14 protein-coding genes are annotated in these 20183 nt (G+C 66.7%); 6 read left to right on the forward strand and 8 right to left on the reverse strand.

Annotated elements, in window-relative coordinates; genetic code table 11:
• Nucleotides 1-366 precede the first annotated feature (366 nt).
• Complete coding sequence (locus tag IPV09_RS14645; RefSeq protein WP_207474601.1) at nt 367-612, reverse strand: helix-turn-helix transcriptional regulator; 246 nt, start codon at nt 610-612, stop codon at nt 367-369.
• Nucleotides 613-686: 74 nt separating this feature from the next.
• On the opposite strand from IPV09_RS14645, the gene IPV09_RS07400 reads away from it, so the two are divergent.
• The 5 genes from IPV09_RS07400 to IPV09_RS07420 are packed head-to-tail and all read left to right on the forward strand — an operon-like array spanning nt 687 to nt 8025.
• The gene (locus IPV09_RS07400) at nt 687-2147 is read left to right on the forward strand and encodes a DNA cytosine methyltransferase (RefSeq protein ID WP_242681364.1); all 1461 of its coding nucleotides are present in this window, start codon (nt 687-689) and stop codon (nt 2145-2147) included.
• Nucleotides 2144-4510, forward strand: a complete 2367-nt coding sequence (locus IPV09_RS07405) for an ATP-binding protein (protein WP_207474602.1) — start codon at nt 2144-2146, stop codon at nt 4508-4510. Before IPV09_RS07400 ends, IPV09_RS07405 begins: the two co-directional genes overlap by 4 nt.
• On the forward strand, nt 4507-6162 hold the full coding sequence (locus tag IPV09_RS07410) for a DEAD/DEAH box helicase family protein (RefSeq protein WP_207474603.1): 1656 nt from the start codon (nt 4507-4509) through the stop codon (nt 6160-6162). The genes IPV09_RS07405 and IPV09_RS07410 overlap by 4 nt, the downstream gene beginning before the upstream one ends.
• Nucleotides 6162-6770: a hypothetical protein gene (locus IPV09_RS07415; protein ID WP_207474604.1), complete on the forward strand. Its 609-nt coding sequence runs from the start codon at nt 6162-6164 to the stop codon at nt 6768-6770. The genes IPV09_RS07410 and IPV09_RS07415 overlap by 1 nt, the downstream gene beginning before the upstream one ends.
• 7 nt (nt 6771-6777) lie before the next feature.
• Nucleotides 6778-8025 carry a sigma factor-like helix-turn-helix DNA-binding protein gene (locus IPV09_RS07420; protein WP_207474605.1) on the forward strand — a complete coding sequence of 416 codons (1248 nt, stop codon included), beginning with the start codon at nt 6778-6780 and terminating at the stop codon, nt 8023-8025.
• A 16-nt stretch (nt 8026-8041) separates the two neighbouring features.
• Here IPV09_RS07420 and IPV09_RS07425 read toward each other — a convergent pair whose 3' ends face one another.
• The 6 genes from IPV09_RS07425 to IPV09_RS07450 all read right to left on the reverse strand — a co-directional run bounded on the left by IPV09_RS07425 (nt 8042) and on the right by IPV09_RS07450 (nt 18223).
• Nucleotides 8042-8491, reverse strand: coding sequence for a very short patch repair endonuclease (locus IPV09_RS07425; protein ID WP_207474606.1), 450 nt, complete (start codon nt 8489-8491; stop codon nt 8042-8044).
• A 1126-nt stretch (nt 8492-9617) separates the two neighbouring features.
• The gene (locus IPV09_RS07430) at nt 9618-11939 is read right to left on the reverse strand and encodes a ComEC/Rec2 family competence protein (RefSeq protein WP_207474607.1); all 2322 of its coding nucleotides are present in this window, start codon (nt 11937-11939) and stop codon (nt 9618-9620) included.
• Complete coding sequence (locus IPV09_RS14210; RefSeq protein WP_242681356.1) at nt 11936-12850, reverse strand: helix-hairpin-helix domain-containing protein; 915 nt, start codon at nt 12848-12850, stop codon at nt 11936-11938. The genes IPV09_RS07430 and IPV09_RS14210 overlap by 4 nt, the downstream gene beginning before the upstream one ends.
• Nucleotides 12851-12937: 87 nt before the next feature.
• A complete protein-coding gene (locus IPV09_RS07440) occupies nt 12938-14671 on the reverse strand; it encodes an alpha/beta fold hydrolase (protein WP_207474608.1) in 1734 nt (577 codons plus the stop codon).
• Nucleotides 14672-14728: 57 nt separating this feature from the next.
• A complete protein-coding gene (leuS, locus tag IPV09_RS07445) occupies nt 14729-17206 on the reverse strand; it encodes a leucine--tRNA ligase (protein WP_207474609.1) in 2478 nt (825 codons plus the stop codon).
• A gap of 84 nt (nt 17207-17290) precedes the next feature.
• Nucleotides 17291-18223 carry a DUF4192 domain-containing protein gene (locus IPV09_RS07450; protein WP_207474610.1) on the reverse strand — a complete coding sequence of 311 codons (933 nt, stop codon included), beginning with the start codon at nt 18221-18223 and terminating at the stop codon, nt 17291-17293.
• A gap of 129 nt (nt 18224-18352) precedes the next feature.
• Here IPV09_RS07450 and IPV09_RS07455 point away from each other — a divergent pair, with 129 nt between their 5' ends.
• A complete protein-coding gene (locus IPV09_RS07455) occupies nt 18353-19210 on the forward strand; it encodes a hypothetical protein (protein ID WP_207474611.1) in 858 nt (285 codons plus the stop codon).
• Nucleotides 19211-19278: 68 nt separating this feature from the next.
• Here the strand turns inward: IPV09_RS07455 and IPV09_RS07460 are convergent.
• A partial coding sequence (locus IPV09_RS07460) for a peptidoglycan-binding protein (RefSeq protein WP_207474612.1) occupies nt 19279-20183 on the reverse strand: 905 nt, incomplete at its 5' end.

Here is a 20183-nt window from a genome sequence, read left to right on the forward strand (position 1 = left end):
TCCCAGCAGCTCGGCCTCGATCCACAGCGTCTGGAATCAAATCAAATCTCATCCTCCGTGGCCTTGTCGGGGTCGCAGACGTGCAGGTGATCGAAGACCTCGAGGCTGTCGGTGGACGCCGCGACGAACGTCTTTAGCTGGACGCGGCCGCTGTCGTGCTGGCTCTTGTCAAGTTCCTCAAGTTCGGCGGTGCGTAGGTCGTCGGCATTAACCTCTTGCTGCCGTCGGCGTTTACGGAGACCGTAATGGGCCGGCCGCGGGGCTGCCGAAGAGCTTGGCCGTGGTTGTTCAGATGCGCCATTATGAGATCCATGTCGTGATTCGCGGTGGCCCCTGTCGCCCTTGCTCGTCAGGGAAGTTCCCCGGTTAGCCGTGCTGACCAACCTCACTGACGGTGAGACGGAGTCCGAGTACTTCGGTCACTTTCATTAGGTTCCCCAACGACAGCCCTTCAATCCCACGCTCCAATCTTGCGACGGTCGGGCGAGACAGTCCGGCTCGATCTCCCAGCTCGGCCTGAGACCACCCTCGTGCGCGACGAGAACGGCGAATCGCCTCAGCGACTTCGCCCAGTTCCTTGTGTGCCGTTGCTCGTCGACCAGTGGTGGCCATTCAGCTATTGAATCATATATGATTCAATCGACGCGAGAATCGGATGCAGAGAGTCACTGTGATGAGGGGACGTGATGCTCCGGCAGTCTGCGGCTCTGTTGACGCCGTCGGCGCTGACCATCCATGTCTACGCGACGCCCATTTCCGCGGTCGGTCGTGGACTGTCGGTCCCGCCTGCCATCATGAGGACACGAGCGCTGAGGAGAATAGTGACAACGACGACTGCAACCGACCCTGGGCAGATGGACATGGCTAAGGTTGCTCGTGTCGACCCCCGGCTGCGTTGGGGGCAGGCCAATGTTCACTGCAACGACGCGGTCCAGGCGTCGCTTCAAGGTCAGACGGTTGAAGTCGTCAGCGAGGTCCCCCGACTCACAGGCGTCGAACTCTTCGCGGGTGCCGGCGGACTGGCACTCGGTGCGCAAAAGGCAGGCTTTACGTCGTTGGCCACCCTTGAGTGGAACCGCTGGGCCTGCGACACGATTCGCGAGAACAAGGCGGCTGGCCACGAGCTGGTAAAGGATTGGCACGTCCACCAAGGCGATCTGCGGGATTTCGACTGGGCGTTGATCGACCAGGACGTGGATCTGGTGTCGGGCGGACCGCCGTGCCAACCCTTCTCGGCCGGTGGACACGGCAAGTCCGTCGACGACGAACGGGACATGTTCCCAGCAACCGCCGAAGTCTTGGCTCAGCTGCGCCCCAAGGCGTTCCTCATCGAGAACGTCCGAGGGCTGACACGTGCCGCGTTCGCCGACTACTACGAGTACGTCCTCCGCCGGCTGGCGACGCCCGAGCTGAAGGTAAAGCGAAACGAGACATGGTTCGACCACCTGTTGCGGCTGCGAAAGGCGACGGCGCGGAACACGTTGCACTACAACGTCTTCCCTACGCTCCTCGACGCGGCTGACTTTGGGGTACCACAACAGCGGCATCGAGTGTTTATGGTCGGTTTCCGTTCAGATCTGGGCATCGAGTGGACGTTTCCCGATCCGACTCACTCACACGAGGCACTGGTCCGCGATCAGTGGGTCACTGGCGAGTACTGGGACAGGCATGAGGTCGCGAAGTCCAAACGCCCAGTACGTCCATCCGGCGCGCTCATCGCGCGGGCCGCCCGGCTGGCTGAGACGGAGCACCCGTGGGCGACGCTGCGAGACGCGCTGCGGGGACTCCCCGATCCTCGGACGAAGGCTGCGGCGGCGTGGCGCAACCATAACTTCCAACCTGGTGCACGTTCCTATAAAGGGCACACCGGAAGCGTTCTCGACCTGCCCGCCAAGACGCTGAAGGCGGGGGGACATGGCGTCCCGGGTGGCGAGAACATGATCCGATTCCATGACAACTCAGTCCGCTACCTCACAGTGAGGGAGAGCGCGCGCGTCCAGACGTTCCCCGACGACTACGAGCTTCACGGAGCCTGGGGTGAGGCGATGCGCCAGCTGGGGAACGCCGTCCCGGTCGATCTCGCTGAGATCGTCGCCCGGCAGGCTCGTCTGGGACTCCTGTCAATCAGCAAGGAAGGTGCACGATGACCACGATCCACACCCTCGACCTGACGCCGTCGCCACGGATCCTGCAGGTGATCGCCGAGACAGACCTTCAAGTCTATCAGTGTCTAGCCGAGCTCATCGACAACTGCTTCGACGAGCTGCACAAGGCCCGCGAGGCCGGGTTCGACGGGGAGTCCCGCGTCGACATCCGATTGCCGAGCGCGCGCGACGCGGACCGACGGTCGGAAATTGTGGTCGCGGATACTGGCCGCGGCATGTCGCCCGAGCAGATGGAGCACGCGCTGCGAGCCGGGTCGACGAACAATGCGCAGTTCGGCACCCTCGGCCTTTTCGGGATGGGCTTCAATGTGGCCACGGCCCGACTCGGCACGGTCACGGAGGTACGATCCGCTCGGGTCGACGACTCGCAGTGGAACATCGCCACGATCGACATCGGGGAGATGCAGCGGACGGGATCCTACCGAGTGCCGTTGACGCAGGCTCCCAAGGGTGCACAGGAGCACGGAACCGTGATCACGGTCCGCCGCCTTCGGGATGACACCGTGGCAGCCCTTCAGACGACGAACGAGGGCAAGAAGGTCCGCCGGGAGCTCGGAAAGCTCTACACGTACATGTTGCGTGATCCTCAGCGCTCTGCGTTTTCCGGATCGGACATGGTCGGCGGCATGGGGCTCTCCCTCTACCTCAACGGGACGGACATAAAGCCGAAGCTCCCGTGCATCTACGACCCCACGCGCAGCGTGTCCTACCTGGGCGAGGCGATACGCGCTGTCCAGGAGGTCGACATTCCTCTATCGCCGGGCTGGGCCTGCATGGACTGCGGCTACTGGTCGACGCAGCAGCCGGAGCACTGCTTGGAGTGTGGGTCGACGAAGGTGCGCATCCGGGATCGGCGCATCTGGGGGTGGCTGGGCGTTCAGCGGTACCAAGACCGCGATGACTTCGGCATCAGTCTAATTAGACAGGGCCGTGTCATCGTTCCCCAGGACAAGGAACTGTTCAAGTGGACCAGCCCTGACGGGGACGTCGAGATCGAGTACCCCGTCGAACTGCGCGACGGGCGGCTCGTAGGGGAGATCCATATTGACCACGTGCCGGTCACCTTCCGCAAGACCGATTTCGACCGTCAGTCGCCTCATTGGACGACGATGGTGCATAAGGTCCGGGGCGAGTCCCCCCTGCGTCCGAAGAAGGCGAGCTCACTCGGACTCCCTGTGAACGACACATTGTTGGCGAAGTTATTCGGTGCCTACCGCCGCGTTGATCCTGGCCTGCGTTGCCTGGTGCCTGGGAACGGCAAGACCGCGATGCACCAGGACGCGAAGGTCCGCGCGACACTGTTCGCCACCGGCGACCCCGAGTACGCGACAGACGAGTGGTGGTACGAGACCGCCAAGCGGCACGACGAGATCGTCCGAGGGCTGAAGGAAGAGCCGGCTGACGATGACGATGGCCAGAAAGCGAACGACTGGCTCACGGGTGAGGGCCTTGGTCATCTGGTGAAGACGGACTCGGCGGGCGATGGGTCAGGCGGGGCAGGCGACGCTGCCCAGGGTACGCCGGAGCCCTTCATCGAGCCGAAGATCGCCGAGACGAAGGACCAGAGGTTTGCGCGGTATCGGGAGAGCGCCTCACCGCTGCCGGGCATCGAAGGCAAAGTCCATCTCGATTCGGCGAGCACCACACTTCGTTGCTGGCTGACGGAATGGGTGGATCTCTCGGCCGACGGGAGGCAATTCTTCGCCATGCGCCTCATTGGCGGTGAGGTGGAGCTATTCCTCGATAAACGGCACCCACTTATCGTCGACTACGGCTGGGACCCGCACGATGTCGCCATCGTCTGCGCGGCCCGCTCGGTCACGGATATGTTTCGGTACCAAGGCGGATCGGATGAGTTCATGCTCCACGTGCTAGAGGCCCACCCGGACCGCAAACTCGATCATCAGATGATCCGAGCCCGTGGGGAGAGCCTTCTGGAGGAGATCCGTGAACGGGTGACCTCCATCGTCTCTGGAGACCCCAGCCTGTGGGAGTCGCTGCGGGCCTCCTCTAAGCGAGACGCAGAAAATGAGGCCCTCACGTCGTCCCCGTCGATTGACTGGAAGGCGGCCATCCTCAACGGGGACTTCGCGGCATACCTCACCGTGGGAGGCATCCGCGACTTGGTGAAGGCCCACCCGGATCGCATTCTCGACGGCGGCGTATTCGCCACGAAGTACGCGCAGTGGGGTGACGAGGAAGCACGCGGTGACCAAATCGAGCGCCTCGCGGTGCTGTTGGGCGACCTAGGGCGCATGGTTCGGGTCGGGAGGCCGACCACAGCGAGAGAGTTGGCACGGTTCGGGCTCTCTGCTGATCTGTTGGCCGAGGAGATCGCGACGTGAGCGACGGGTTCCTCGATCCCCCGCTGCTGGAGGCGGGAGGACCTCACAGCTTCACGCGGCAGATCCAACGCTTGCTGCCGCTTCTCGGTTTCGTCGACGTGGTCAACATCGACGGCTCCGATGACAAGGGCGGGGACGTCATCGGGCGCCTCAAGGGCACTGACTGGGTCTTCCAGGCGAAGTGGAAGATAAAGGGCGGCACGGTCAGTGAGTCGGCGGTGGATGAGGTGGTAAACGCGATGCGGGCTTACCGGATCGACCGCGGTGTGGTCGTGACTAACGGGCAGTTCACGCGCGGCGCGCGGGACCGCGTTGCGGCCATGTTGCGGGCGAACGTGCAGGTGAGCCTGTGGGACATAAACCAGCTCTCCACGCTGTATGCGGCGGCCGACGCGATGGTCAGGCAGTTTACCCTCCACGAATACCAGCAGCGCGCCGTCTCCAGCGCCTGGGTGGGCCTTGAGGACGAGGGGCGGGCCTTGGTCTACCTGGCGACGGGGTTGGGGAAGACCGTTGTTGCAGGCCGAGTGGTGACCAAGTTCTTGAAGAAAACGCCTCAGGCACGTGTCCTTGTGATCGCCCACACTTCGGATCTAGTGGAACAGCTTGAGAGATCGATGTGGCGAGACATCCCCAAGCAGGTACCGACGCGCATGGTCAGCGCGCAGTCGAAGCCCGACGATCTGCCGGGCGTCACGTTCGCTGTGCTGCCAACCGCGGCCGATTACGTGTCGAAAGGCTTCAAGCCTGACCTGCTGATCGTCGATGAGGCTCACCACGTCGGCGAGGTCGGGCACTACTCGGAAATCTTTAGGACGTTGCCGGATGTTCCTCGTCTGGGAGTCACAGCGACGCCATGGCGCGGCGACCAGTTCGACATCGAGTCCGTGTTCGGAGAACCAGTGGTGACCGTGAGCATCTCCGAAGGGATGCGGCTGGGCTACCTGGCTGGTGTTCACTATCGCCTGTTCTCGGACAACATCGACTGGGACTTCGTCCACGAAGCGAGCGAGCACGATTACTCGATCAAGGACCTGAACAAGCGGCTGTTCATCCCGGAGCGCGACGAGGCGATACGCGACCACTTACTCGAGGTGTGGAATCAGGTGGTAAACCCGCGGGCAATCGTGTTCTGCCAGACCATTCAGCACGCCGAGGCCATGGCCGAGATCCTCAGTCGGGTTCCGGGATGGGGAAGCACACAAGCCGTGCACGGCGGCTTGAAGAAGCGTGAGCGACGAGCACGCATTCTCGACTTCCGGGCCGGCGCGAGCCCCATCCTGACGAGCGTGGACCTCTTGAACGAGGGTGTTGACGTGCCGGACGTGAACATCCTCGTGTTCGCCCGGGTCACCCATAGCCGGCGAATATTTGTGCAGCAGCTGGGTCGGGGCCTTCGGCTGGCTGACGACAAGGAGATGGTGGAGGTGCTCGACTTCATCTCGGACGTGCGCCGCCTCGCGGAGGTACAGGAGCTAAGCGAACAGGTGGGTGCCGACGATATGGAGCATGTGTCGGTGCCGCGCCACTCGTTCGAGTTCAATGACAACAAGGTTCAGGACCTTCTCCAACAATGGATTCATGATGTGGGCGACCTAGGGGCAGCCGAGGACACCGTCAGGTTGGAGTTCCCGCCATCCGAGGTGGCCTGATGGCGAAGATTCCCGGCGAACTGCGCCGCGAGATCATCGCCGAGCTGTACCGTCGCCTCGATGCCCTCAAGTGGGAGGAGCGGGCCCAGTCAGAGCGATCTGCCATCTACCACCGTCTGGTCGACGACCCGGTGATTGGCGGGAGGTTAGCGCCGCACCTCCCTGTCGATCGGATCAGACTCTGGATCAAGGACGGGCCAGCAAAGGAATACCGGCGCGCCCTCGAAGGAGTTGGGCCATACGCGGGTTTCACAACGCGTCGAGCCGCTGGAGCCGAAGGGGTGGTCCAGGCGGTTTTGGGCAAGGACTGGACAGTAGTGGACGGTTCGGTGGGTGAGAAGCCGATGCGATGCGCCGCCGAGCAGGGGGATTCCAGGCGTCTCCTTGTCTGGGGACCGGAGTCATCGCTCAAGGAGCTCTTCTGGCACGCAGCCATGCACGTGGCTGAGCACGGCGACTATGACACACCTTTGATCGTGGTGACCAGGCGCGGCAACGCTCCGATTGACTCCGGGCTGTGGCGACGCGCGACCAGGCTGGCCCAGCTCATAAGATGCGAGGCGATGCAGGCGTCGTTGGACGTGACCCCGAAACCGGACGAGGAGTGAATAGCCGATGGAGAAGGGCGAGGAAGGCTTGGTCGACCGACTGGTCGGTGAATTCGAGGACGACTTGATCGATCACTTGGTGTTCGGCGCAGCGGATCTCTCTCGGGCTTACCAGATGGCCAGACGCTATGCACTTGGTGAGACTTTGCAAGAGATTGGCGATGACTACGGCGTCACCCGCGAGCGTATTCGCCAGATCATCAACACCGAGACCCCCTGGTCCACCACCTCAATCGGTGCTGCGCGGCGCCGGACGTTGGCGGTGCAGGCAGAGGCCGAACGTAGGGCAGTTCTGGAATGGTCGGAGGCTAACGTCGGAGCGCCCATCGAGCAGGCTGTCGCACAGCTGAAGCTGAATGAGGAGGTGGTACGCAAGTATCTGGGGCGACACCGGATCCGGCACGAGCTTGTCGAGAAGAAGGCCCCGGAGGGACGTTCTCTTGATGCTTTGCTGGCCGACCTCAGGCGCTTCTACGCAGAGACCGGGGGGACGAGTGCGGCGGCGTACGGTCGCTGGGCCAAGAATGCTGGCGTGCCTGGCCAGCAGACCATTGCGATTCGGTTCGGCTCCTGGAACGACGCGGCAGCGCGCGCCGGGATCAAGGACGCTCCGCCCATCGAGCGTGAACGACGCTACTCCGATGAGGACCTCTGGGCAGCGGTCTTGGATGGCATACGGGCTGGTCAGTTCACGGCCAAGGAGTTCGAGGACTGGTTGGTGACAGTAGAGGGGGCTCCGTCGTTGGCAACAATTCGGAATCGCCTCCCCCAGAAATGGAACGAGCTGCGTGACGAGGCCCTACGCATCCTGGGGAACCGCAGCGAGCGAGACGAGGTGTGGATCAATGCTGTGTCCTTGCCGCGCGACTGGCCCAGCTTCCTGGATGCCGAGGATCCCATCGTCCACATGCGAGCAGCTCGTCTGGCGCTCGGGAAGAACATCACCATGGTCCGCTACACCGAATGGGCGCAGGCGACGAAGCGGCCTGGCGTCATGACGATTTGCCGCAGGAGTGGCATGCGGTGGGGCGACCTGGTTGACGCCGTCGGTGGCGTGACGGTGCAGAAGCAGCTCAGGATCCCTGACGACGAGCTCTTAGCTTGGTTGCGTGTGTTCCTGGAGTTGGAGCCGGAGGGTAGCTACCGCATGTATGAGGACTGGAGGGAAGCGTATGGCGCCCCCACGGCAGGCACCATCACCCTGCGGTTCGGGGGTTGGGACAAGGCTCGGGCGGCGGCCCACGCGAGCGGATGAGATGGTCTCGTAGCCTTCACCGAAAGGCTTGCAGAGCGAGCTTCGCCCGTAAGATCTCGGCCTCGATGCCCTCGACCACCGAGTCGGGATCATCGTGCTCCCAATACCTGACTACAACCCAGCCCGCCTCCCTTAGGCGACGATCCGTATCGACGTCTCGGGCACGGTTACCGGCGATCTTCGCCGCCCAAAACGCAGCTCTGTTGGACGCTGGCCGATAGTGATCGGGGCAGCCGTGCCAGAAGCATCCGTCGATCATCACGGCGAGCTTGAGCCGCGTGAACACGATGTCGACCGACCGACGCTTGTCGTCGAGGGGCCGGTAGTTGACGCGGTATCGGTGGCCACGTGCGTGTAGCAGGCGCCGCACGGCCAGCTCCGGTGTTGTGTCGCGACCACGAGTCGACGACATGCGCCGACGCACGTGGTCGGACACCTCCCATTGAGATCGATCGGACGCAGACATGCGTCAAGTCAACTACGGTCCGGGACTCAATCCCCCCCCCACCACCGTGAGCATTCATCCGAGCGGCGCGGTGTCGTAGCCGCAGTCGGAGCTGGGCACGAGGATCACGAACCAGTCGTCGTCCTCCTCGTCACTCACGTGCACGCCGTCGCCTTCCCAGCGATGAGGGGCGCTCGAATCACGAAGCAGCATACTGAGATTGCTCCGGTCGACGACTGCGGGTCGCCCAACTGTTCCATCGTTCGCCATACGAGTGGGGCGAGGTAAACGTTGTCGGGAAGGACGCGGAGGTAGGAACCGGGCACCAGTTCGAACGTCGGCTTGACAAGCAGCCACATGCAGTCGGCGAACTGCACCTCGACCACGGGGCGACCGTCCCCAGGTCTCAACCGGTTGCAGGCGTAGTACGGCTCCGTCGCGCTCCAACGAGCTGGCGTCGCGGCAGCCAACGGCACGGAACGTGCCGATGGGTCGCTGACGGCTCTTGAACAGGATGACGTTGTTGTAGGGAATAGTGCGACCATCCTGTCGGCCACGGGTGATGCGGCGTTCGCTGCGCCGGAACATAGCCCCGACCGCCTGTGGCTACGGCCCAGCGATGGGCAAAACCGAGCGGCGGCCCCGAGACTGTCGTCGGCATAGGCCATCCTCACCTCGCGCGGCGACCCCGGCTCCGGGGCATTGGCGTAGGAGACCTCGGACTCCCCCACGTAGCGGACGCCGCGCGCGTCGTGGAACTGGTAGCGCGGCCAGTAGCCGACGTTCCGGGGTCATGTTGCGGCCACCGTGTGTCCAGCCCTGGCGGCTGCTTGTGACCGCGGCCACGGCTTTGGGTCAACTGGCGATCAGCCGCTCCTGAGCTCGGGTCTTGCGCACGGTGTGGACCAGCGTGATCGCCACGGCGGTGAAGAACAGAGCCCAGATGACGTAGAGCGCGATCCTCAAGAGTCCCCCCAACGTGAATGGCCCAAGGTTAGCCCAGCGTGATTGGTCCGGCAGCGTGTGCCTCCCGGGCGCCGATCCGGCGACCAGTCCGCGGCAACCATCCCCCGGCGGGGCGTGGACCCGGCGGCGGCTCAGCGTCCGCAACCTACCAGTCGGAGAGTCCTGCCCCACTGCTGCCCCCTCAGGCCCCGACCAGCGCCGCGCGTACGTGCAGCCGGTCCCCGGCCACCCACACCGTGAACGACTCCCCGGTGTCGGTGCGCAGCACCCGCATCGACAGCGAGTCCGCCAACCGCAGCGCCGCCGCCGCCGGATGGCCGTGGGTGTTGCGCTCGCCCGCCGAGGCCACCGCCACCCGCGCGCCCGTGGCCTTCCAGAACGATTCCTCCTGACGACTCGACCCGTGATGCGGCATCTTGATGACGTGGACGCGCAGGTCGGGTCGGGTCGACATCACCACCTGCTGCCCCAACGGTTCGACGTCGCCGGGCAGCAACACCTTCGTCTGCCCCACCTGGGCGACCAACACGATCGAGGAGTCGTTCTCGGCCGAACTCTCCCCCGCAGCCGAACCACCCGACCCGGCCAGGGCACCGGCCTGCACCACGCGCAGGGCCACCCCACCGGCCACGATCGACATCCCGGCGGCAGCCGTCCGCACGGGGATCTGCTCCCGCTCGGCCAATGCCGCCACGCCACGATGAGACGCGGCCGGCTCCTGCAGCGGGTTGACCAGCAGCAACCGGGTCGAGCGGACCGCCACCACACCGGCCAGTCCCCCCAGGTGGTCGGCATGGTTGTGGGTGATCACCACCAGTAACAGCTCGCGCACCCCCAGACTGGCCAGGCACGTGTTCACCGGGCCCGGCTCCGGACCGGCGTCGACCAGCACGGCCCGGCCGCCGCCGGCATTCAGCACCGTCGCATCACCCTGGCCCACCGCGCAGAACGCCACCGCCCATGGCCCCGGCCAGCCGGCCGGCGGAGGCTGTCGGATCATGGCGGCGACCATCAGCACTGCCAGCAGCAGGCTTGCCCAGCGTCGCGCCAGCACCCATCCCATTCCCAACCCGGCGACCAGGCACACGACCGTCAGCAGGACCAGCGCCTCGGGACCGGGTGGCCAGGCCCAGGTGGCGGCCGGCAGTCCCGCTCCGGCATGGGCGATCAGGATGATCGGTTGCACGCACCACCCGGCCAACCAGCCCACCGCCGACGCCAACACCGGCGCCACCAGGGCGACCACCGCCGCACACAGCCCCAGGATCGTGGTCGGGCCCACGAAGGGTCCGACCAGCACGTTGGCCAGCAGACCGCTGGTCGAGATGGTCCCCGACAATGCCGTCACCAACGGCTGGGTGGCGAGTTGGGCCGCCAGCGGCACCGCCAGCGAGTCGGCCAACCAGCCGGGCAGCCACCGGGCCAAACGCTGACGCCACGGCGGACCCCACCACAGGATCCCGGCCGAGGCGCTGGCCGACAGCGCGAAACCCCAGGAGCGGGCCAGCCACGGGTCGAGCACCATCAACACGATCACGGCCACGCACAGGTGTCGCAGGCCGCGGCGGCGATCGGCGCTCGCCCCGACCGCCGCCAACCCGACCACCCCCATCGCCGAGGCGCGCAACACGCTCGGCTCCGCACGACACACCACCACGAAGACGACGACACCGGCCACCCCGACCAGGTGCAACCAGCGCCCGCGGACACCGATCACCCGCGCGACCACCAGCATGGTGGCCAGCAGCAGGGTCAGGTTGGTGCCCGAGACGGCGGTCAGGTGCGTCAGCCCGGTGGCCTGGAAGGCCTGCTTGGTCTGCGGCAGCACACCGCTGGTATCACCCACCACCAGCGAGGGCACCAGTCCCGCCTGCTCAGCCGGTGACCAGCTCATGGAGTTCACCAGTCCGGCCCGCACGCGGTTGACCTGACGCCCCCACCACCGCGGTCCGCGCAACGTCTCGGGAGCGCCGGTGAGGCGCAACTCGGCTGCCTGCGGTTGGCCGGGTTGCGGTGTGCGGGCTATGGCCTCGACCCGCACGGTGGCACCGGCGGGCAGCGAGACCAGCGCTGTCAGCAGCCGGGCCGGGGCGACCACCTGCACCGGTTGGCGCAGTTGCCACCGGCTGCCCCGCGACTCGACCCAGACGGTGCGGGCCGGGACGACGGCACGCTCCATGCCGGGCCTGCCGACCACCTTCGCGTCGGAGGTCAGCACCAGTTCGGCATGCACCAGCGCCGACTCTGCCGCGGCCTCGGCCAGGGGCGAGGAGGTGAGGGACCCGACCCGCAGGGCGCCGAGCCCGGCGCAGGCCAGCACCACCAGGCACAGCGCCGCCGCTGCCCATCCACGCCGGGACCCGGCCACCAGGGCCGACGCCGCTGCTGTCACGGCGCATGCGACCGCCGCCCGGGGTGAGGCGGTCAACACCCACCACGTGGTCAGCCAGGCCAGGGCCGCGGGAGCGACCAGACGCAGGTCCACCGGCTCGGTGGTCTTCACACCGTGACCAGGGGCTGCAACCGTTCGAAGGTCTTCTGCCCGATGCCGTCGATCTCCTGGAGTTCCTCGACCTTGCTGAACCGTCCGTGCTGGTCGCGCCAGGCAAGGATCTTCGCGGCGGTCGCAGGCCCCACCCCCGGAAGGCTCTCCAACTGGGCCTGGGTCGCGGTGTTCAGATTGATTCGGGCACCACCGCTCTCACCCGGCGGTGCCTGGCTGTCGCGGCCCCCGGAGGTGGTCGAGGTCTGCTGGGGCCCGGACCCGACCAGGATCTGCATGCCGTCGCTCACGACCGCTGCCAGGTTCAGGGTGCCCAGATGTGCCTCGGGCGTGATGCCGCCGGCGGCGGCGATGGCGTCGTTGACCCGGGCGCCCTGGGGCACCTGCACGACGCCGGGGTTCTTGACTGCCCCGGCAACGTGCACCAGCAGCAATGGCACCACGCTCGGCGTGCCTGGCGGGGACGGCGAACTCACCTCGGCGCTGAGCGCCGGCTCGACCAGCGGCACCTCGCTGGGTGCGGCCCGCAACAGCTGCACCGAGGTGAACACCAGCGCGACGACCACCAGGATTCCGATGGCCTGCAGGTGGCGGACGGTGAATGACCGCACCCCGGCCACCACGCCACGCGGTCGCTCCTCGGGAGCAGGCCCGGCGTCGGTCGGCGCGGGATCGCGATCCTTCTCGTCGACGAACTGTTCCGAGGGGCTCAGTGCGCTGTGCGAGCTGATCGGTGGCGGCCTGGTGCCTGGCAGCATCGGGCGCATGGGCACCTGCACCACCCGTCGCACCGTCGGAAGGTCGTCGGACCCCGACACCTCGAGCAGGGCGCGCCGCGGCCCCCGTTGCGGGACGGGGTGCCCCGCCAGCACCGTGCGCAGACGTTCGGCATGATCGCTCTCGACTCGCATGCTCCGGTTGTGTGCGTCGACTCAGCACCGTCGCCAGACGGACAACACCCTGTGGACAACAATCGCTGATTCGGGTCCGTCGCGAGATCAGTCCGGGCAGGAGTTGGCCCCAGGTCGCCCGGCGAAGCGGTCTGCGGTCCAGGTAATCAGTTCCGGCAACAACGCCGAGTCACCAGTGACCAGCCCCATGTGGTCCTTGCCGGGATAGTTGCGATGATCCACTGCTTGCCCTGCCCTGCACAGGTCATGCACGTAGACCTGCTGCGCGCTGGGCAGAACCAGGGTGTCGGCCTCTCCCTGGGCGAGCAGCAATGGCGCCTCGATCGGCAACCTCGGGACGTTCTGCTCCGCGCGCACCGCCAACGCACCCCGGTTCGGGTCGCCCACCCACAGGGGTTGGTCGCTGGCCAGTGCCGACACCAGTGACACTGCCATCGCCGGGTCCACCAGACAGCGCCGGGACATCTCCTCGATGATGATTCGACCGCCCGGACGCACGTAGTCACCTACCCGAACGTCGCCAAAGTGGGCAGAGTAGGAGGCGATGACATAGGCGCCGAACAGTGCGCCGATCCGGGAATCGGCGATGGACGCCAACAGGCCGGGCAGGTTGGCGGCCGGTGCCATGGCCGCAACGCCCACGACGTCGAGTTCGGGTGCGTAGTCCTGCGCCAGACCACCCGCCCACAGCGCGGCATGTCCGCCTTGGGAGTGTCCCCAGATGACCGTCTGCGTCCCCAACCTGGTGCGGTCCAGCTGATGCGCGGCCCGTACCGCGTCGAGCACGCTTCGTCCCTCGCCCTGCCCGATCAGGTAGGGGTGCGGCCCTTCTGTGCCCAATCCGACGTAGTCGGTGGCGACGATCGCCCATCCGGCGGCCAGCGCCTGGTTGAGGTTCGGCATGGCCCCGGCGATGAACGGGTGATCGAGCAGGGACGGCGCACAGCCCTCGAGCAAGCCAGTGGTGCCGTGCGCCCAGGCGATCACCGGATGGACCGCTCCGCCCTCGGGGACGATCACGATGGCCGAGGCCACCGCGGGCAGGCCCTCGTCCCGGGTGGTGGTGTAGAGGATGCGCCACCCCTGCGCCCCGGAAGGAATGTCGGCGGTGAAGGGCTCCTGGCGCAGCAACGCCCCGGGGGCGGAGGGCACCGTGGCGGGTGCGATGTAGAAGTCGTCCGGCTGCGCGGTCGCGGACAACTTTGCCGACATCACCACCAGCGCCAGCGTCGTCAGCAGCACCAACACCCCGACAACCGGACTCCGGTGGCGAGGCAGGACTGGCTCATCACGCTCACCGGTGGCCCGTCGTCGCTGGCGCAGGGCCGCGATGACCTGGGCCGCACCGAAAAGGAGCATCCGGACCCCGAAGACAACGGCGATGACGTAGACAGTCACGTCAGGCCAGGTCAGCGCCAGGATCCCGATGATCACACCCGACACCCCGAGCATCGCGGCGTTGGCCGTGCCGACCCCGTGGCTCTGCCCCCGAATCGCGGAACGGATACGCACCAGTCCCGAGATGATTGACTGCAATCCCACCACCAGCACCAGGGCGGCGATGGTCAGGGCTGGCACCACGAGCAGCACCACCCCGCCAGTGATCCAGAGCAGGCCGGTCAGCAGTTGCAGCCGGCTCCCATCCCCCAGGGTCCAGGCGCCGAGTTCAGCGATACCGGTGACAAGTAGCCCGATGGAGATCAGGACGACCAATGCGCCGAGGGACGCGAAGGGACGCACGGCCAGCAGTGAACCGACCAGCACGACTGCCGAACCCAGGAGGACAGCCAGCCACCAGGGCACACGTTGTGCCAGGCTCACCGCCCTGGAGGGAGCGGACCACGGGTTCTCAGGCACAGCGCCACCTCTCCGTCAGGCTCAGGCGGGGACGATGCTCACCATCTTGGGCAGCCGGCAGATCACCTTGGCGACCTCACGGCCGTCCAGGGACCGCTGCACGCCGGCGTCGGCCAGGGCCAACTCGGTCGCCTCGTCCTCGGTGATGTCGGGCGAGACCTCGATCTTGGCGCGCACCTTGCCCTGCACCTGCACCACCATGGTCACCGTCTCGGCCACCAGCAGCGACGCGTCGGCGACCGGCCAGCGGCTTTGCGCCACCGACGGGGGCAGGCCCAGGGCCTCCCACATCTCCTCGGCGACGTAGGGCGCGACCAGGGACAATGCCTGGGCGACGAACTCGGCGGCCTCCCGGACGGCGGGGTCACCACCGCCCGGGCCGGAGTCGATCGTCCGGCGGGTGGCGTTGACCAGTTCCATCACCCGGGCGATGACCACGTTGAAGCGGTGCGACTCGACCAGGTCGGTGATCTCAGCGATCGCCTTGTGGGTGGCCCGACGCTGCGCCCGGTCTCCTGCGGAAGCATCGGCACCGGGCAGGCTGGCGACGTCGGTGGCCAGACGGTAGGCACGCTGCAGGAACTTCAGCGTCGACCCGGGCGAGACGTCGGCCCAGTCGATGTCCTCGTCCGGCGGGCCGGCGAAGATGACGGTCGTGCGCACCGCGTCGACACCGAACTGGTCGATCTGCTGGCCCAGGTCGACGCCATTGCCCAGTGACTTGCTCATCGCCTTGCCCTGGTTGATCACCTGGCCCTGGTTCATCAGTCTCAGCATGGGCTCGTCGAAGTCGACCATGCCCATGTCGCGCAGCACCTTGTTGAAGAAGCGCGAGTACAGCAGGTGCATGGTGGCATGCTCCACGCCGCCGACGTACTGGGCGACCGGCATCCACTTCTTGACGGCCTCCGGGTCGAACGGCCCCTCGGTGTAGCCCGGTGAGGTGTAGCGGTAGAAGTACCAGGACGAGTCGACGAAGGTGTCCATGGTGTCGGTGTCGCGCACCCCGGCCCCACCGCAGTTCGGGCACTCGACGTTCTTCCACGCCTCGGCGGCAGCCAGCGGCGAGACGCCCTTGGGGGCCAACTGCTCGCCGCGCATGTCGTCGGGCAGCCTCACTGGCAGCTGGTCGTCGGGAACGGGCACCTCACCGCAGTCCGGGCAGTGGATGATCGGGATGGGGCACCCCCAGAACCGCTGCCGGCTGATCAGCCAGTCACGCAGCCGGTAGGTGATGGCTGCCTTGCCCAGACCGTCGGACTCCAACTGCTCACAGATCCGTGCGATGCCCTCCGCCTTGGTCGAGACCCCGTCGAGGACCCCCGAGTTCACGTACGCGCCGTCGCCGCTGGTGGCGACACCGGTGGTTGCCGGGTCGCCCTCGCCGGTGTCGATGACCATCCGCACCGGCAGGTCGTGGGTGCGGGCGAACTCCAGGTCGCGCTCGTCATGGGCAGGTACGGCCATGATCGCGCCGGTGCCGTAGTCGGCCAGGACGTAGTCGGCCGCCCAGACCGGCAGCCGCTCGCCGTTGACCGGGTTGGTGGCGTGCACCCCCAGGAAGACACCGGTCTTGGCGTGGTCAGTGGCCTGGCGTTCGATCTCGGACTGCTTCTTGACGCCCTCCAGGTACCGCTCGAAGGCGCCGCGCTGCTCGTCGGAGACGATCTCGTCGGCCAGCGGTGCGTCGGGGGCGACGACCATGAACGTTGAGCCGTACAGGGTGTCGGGGCGGGTCGTGAACACCGTCACCGGCTCGTCGCGTCCCTCAATCTGGAAGTCGACGTGGGCACCGGTGGATCGTCCGATCCAGTTGCGCTGCATGGCCAGGACCCGTTCGGGCCAGCCGCCCTCCAACTGGTCCATGTCGTCCAGCAGTTCCTGGGCGTAGTCGGTGATCTTGAAGTACCACTGGTTCAGCTTGCGCTTGGTCACCACCGAGGAGCAGCGCTCGCACTTGCCGTCCTTGACCTGCTCGTTGGCCAGCACCGTCATGTCCTGGGGGCACCAGTTGACGTAGGAGTCCTTGCGGTAGGCCAGACCCTTCTCGTAGAAGCGCAGGAACAGCCACTGCGTCCAGCGGTAGTACTCGGCGTCGGAGGTGTGCAGGCGGTGGTCCCAGTCGAACCCAATGCCGTAGCGGGCGAAGGACGCCGCCTGGGTGTCGATGTTGCGGTAGGTCCACTCGGCCGGGTGGGCGTTGTTGCGGATCGCGGCGTTCTCGGCGGGCAACCCGAAGGAGTCCCAGCCGACCGGGTGCAGCACGTTGTAGCCCTGCATCTTCCAGAATCGTCCGACGACGTCGCCGATCGCCCAGGCCTCGGCGTGGCCCATGTGCAGGTCACCGGAGGGGTAGGCGAACATGTCGAGCAGGTAGCGCCGCTCCAGGGACTCATCGTCGGAGACCGCGAAGGTGCGGTGCTCCTGCCAGTACCGCGCCCACTTCTCCTGGGCAGCGACAATGTCGTAGCCGCTGCGCTCAGCCGGGTGATCGCTCACGTGTCCTCTTTCTCTCGACCTACCAAGGAACCACGCTACCGCGCCACACCTTTCGCCACCCAACCGATTCCCGCCCGGCAGGGCTCAGCCGACCTGCCACAACTCGCGCCACAGGGACGGCGGCGCCGCGGCCAGGTGGATCTGCTGCAACAGGTCGATCATCGAGTAGTCCGGGTCGAGTCGCTCGGCTCTGGTCAGGGCGCAGCCCATCAACGCGCCGTTGCCCTCGAGCCACGCCGCGGCCGCCAGCAGGCACAGGGGCGGCACTGCCCAGGCGTCGGGGACGATCGCCACCACCTGCTGCCACATGGTGACGTGTTGCCGGGCGCTGCTCAGGGCCATCTCGCGCCAGGCGTCGTCCCGGGCCGGAATCTCGCCCACCAGCAGGGCCAGTTCGCAGGCGTCGGGTGCTGACAGCCAGCCGTTGCTGGTGGCGTCGTCGATGAGCTGCAGCACCCGCTCCCGACGGTCCTTCTGGTTCTCGATCTCACCGACCGCCTGCCGTGCCTGTTCGTAGGCGCCGAGCGTCTCGGACTGGGTGACCAACGAGGGCCCCTGCACCAAATGCTCCAACTCGGCCCGCGAGGACAGCGCCTGGGATCCGTTCAGGATCGCCGAGGCCGCCACCGCCGTCGCGTCGTCGCAGGCCACCCCCTGACAGCATTCCTCGACGCACCGCCGCGACCACCAGTGGCGCCCGTCGGTGTGGATCGAGTCGATGATCTCCTCGGGCTCCAGGGCCTGTTCCAGGATCGCCAGCGCATGGTCGCTCTGGTCACGCTCCCCGTAGGAGACGAGGAAGAGCCGGGGTGTCTCGAAGCGGGCAATCAGGTGCAGCAACCGCGACTGCACCTGTCGGGGATGGGCGAACATCTCGTGGTCGAAGCGCATCGTGACCTCCACGGCGCGCGCCTGGCACACCACCACCACGACCCCCTCATCGATGTGGAAGCCGAGCAGGTGGGGCACCAGCGACAACATGTCGGTCGCTGTCCGGGCGGTGATGGTCTGGTTCATGCACCGGTTATGACGACAGCCCGACGAAATCGCCAGTTGTCCACAGACCAATCCGGAGCCGGCCGGCTGTCCACAGGCCGCGGGTGAAAACGGGCTCGGTGTCACACCCGCCGAGTACGATGGTGGTCGATGACTCAGCCACCCCCATCCGGACCTCCCCAGGGCAGGCCCTGGCAGCCGCCGCCGGCGCCGGGCCAGCAGCCATGGCAGGGCGGACCGCCGCCGCAGTGGACGCCGCCGAGCCAGGCGCCACGCCCCCAGACGCCGCATCCGCAGGCGCCGTGGGCGGGCCAGCCTGCCCCGCAGCAGCCCATGGGCTGGACGCTGGACGGCTCCCACACCACCGGTGTGCCGCAGACGCCGACTCCGCACCACGTTGCTCACCATCAGCAGGGCTCTGAGCCCCAGTCGCAGCCGGGCAGACCTGCCGGTCACGACCCGCTCGGACAGAACTCCTACGACTCGGTCTCGATCGAGGACTACACGCTGCCGAAGTCGCGGTCGCGCTTCTGGCTCGCCGGCGCCGCAGTGGTCGTGGTGGGCGCGCTCGCCGCCGCCGCGATCTGGACCTCTGGCAGTCCGCAGCCCGGTGCCGTGGACTCGCCGACCCCCACGTCCAGCCAGCGTGCCCTGCCCAGTTCGGCACCCTCGGGCAACGCAGTGGCTTTCGCCTCCCAGACCGACGGCGCCGAGGGCTACTGGCAGATCCAGAAGTCGCAGTGGACCGACCGCGGCCTCGAACTGATCATCAAGGTCACCGTGACCCGCGGCAGTTTCGGCTATTCCTTCTTCTGCCTCGACAATGCCACCACCGACGACTACGACCCGGCTGACATCCCGGACTCGAACGTGCTCCGCCCGGGGACCCTCGACGAGGGCGAGAGCGCCCAGGGCCTGGTCGTCTTCGACAAGGAACAGGGCGACACCATGGTCTACCTGGCCAACCGCTTCGGACGACAGGTCTCGGCGCTGGCGATCGCGGGCTGAGTGCCCGCGCCGCCAGCGCCGAGTGGTTGTCCCGTGTGGGTCGTCCGGTGGTCGACCTGCCGCTACGGTCAGGCGCGGTAGACGATCACCTTGTCGCCTTCACGGGTCTGGTCGAACAGCCAGATGATGCCAGACTTGTCACGCACGTTCACGCACCCGTGGGAGGCACCGTTGTAGCCGCGGGCCGCGAAGTCCGCTGAGTAGTGCACGGCCTGACCGCCCGAGAAGAACATGGCGTAGGGCATCGGGGTGTCATAGATCGTGGAGTGGTGGTTGCGCGACTTCCAGTACAGGGTGAACACGCCCTCGCGGGTGGGGGTCAGCTCCGAGCCGAAGCGGACGTCGAGGGTCTTGACCACCTTGCCGTCGACCACCCAGTTCAGCTTGTTCGAGCGCTTGTTGATGCACAGCACCCGGCCGGTCATGCAGCGCTGGTCGATCGAGCCGATGACCTTCTTCGGGGGCTTGTTCGTCAACTCCTCGACGGTCGGCTTGCTGGTCATGGCGCCCAGACGGTCCAGGGTGCGCTGGTCGACCGCACCGGTGACCGGGATCTGGCGCTTGTCCTGGAATCCCTTCACCGCGGCCACCGTGTCGGCGCCGTAGCGGCCGTCCACCAGTTTCTCGTACCAGCCGACCTGCTTGAGTCGGGCCTGCAGGTCGCGCACCCGGTCACCCGCGTCCCCGGACTGCAGGATCGCCGGCCCGGGCTTGAGCACGTTGTACATCTGGTCGCGGGTGGGCTGCTTGGTCATGGAGGCCAGCACGTCCCAGGTCTTCTGGTCGACCTCCCCAGTCACCGGCAGTGCGCGCTTGCCCTGGAACCCCTGCACCGCAACCTCGGTCTGCCGCCCGTAGTCGGGGGTGATCAGGCCGTCGAACCAGTCGAGTTGCTGCAACCGGTGCTGCAGTTCGCGCACCTTGTCGCCCCGGGAACCGGACGACAGGATCGCCGGCGCCTTCGTCGGGGCCG

The organism is Tessaracoccus sp. SD287 (genome assembly GCF_017355265.1).
Taxonomy (GTDB): domain Bacteria; phylum Actinomycetota; class Actinomycetes; order Propionibacteriales; family Propionibacteriaceae; genus Aestuariimicrobium.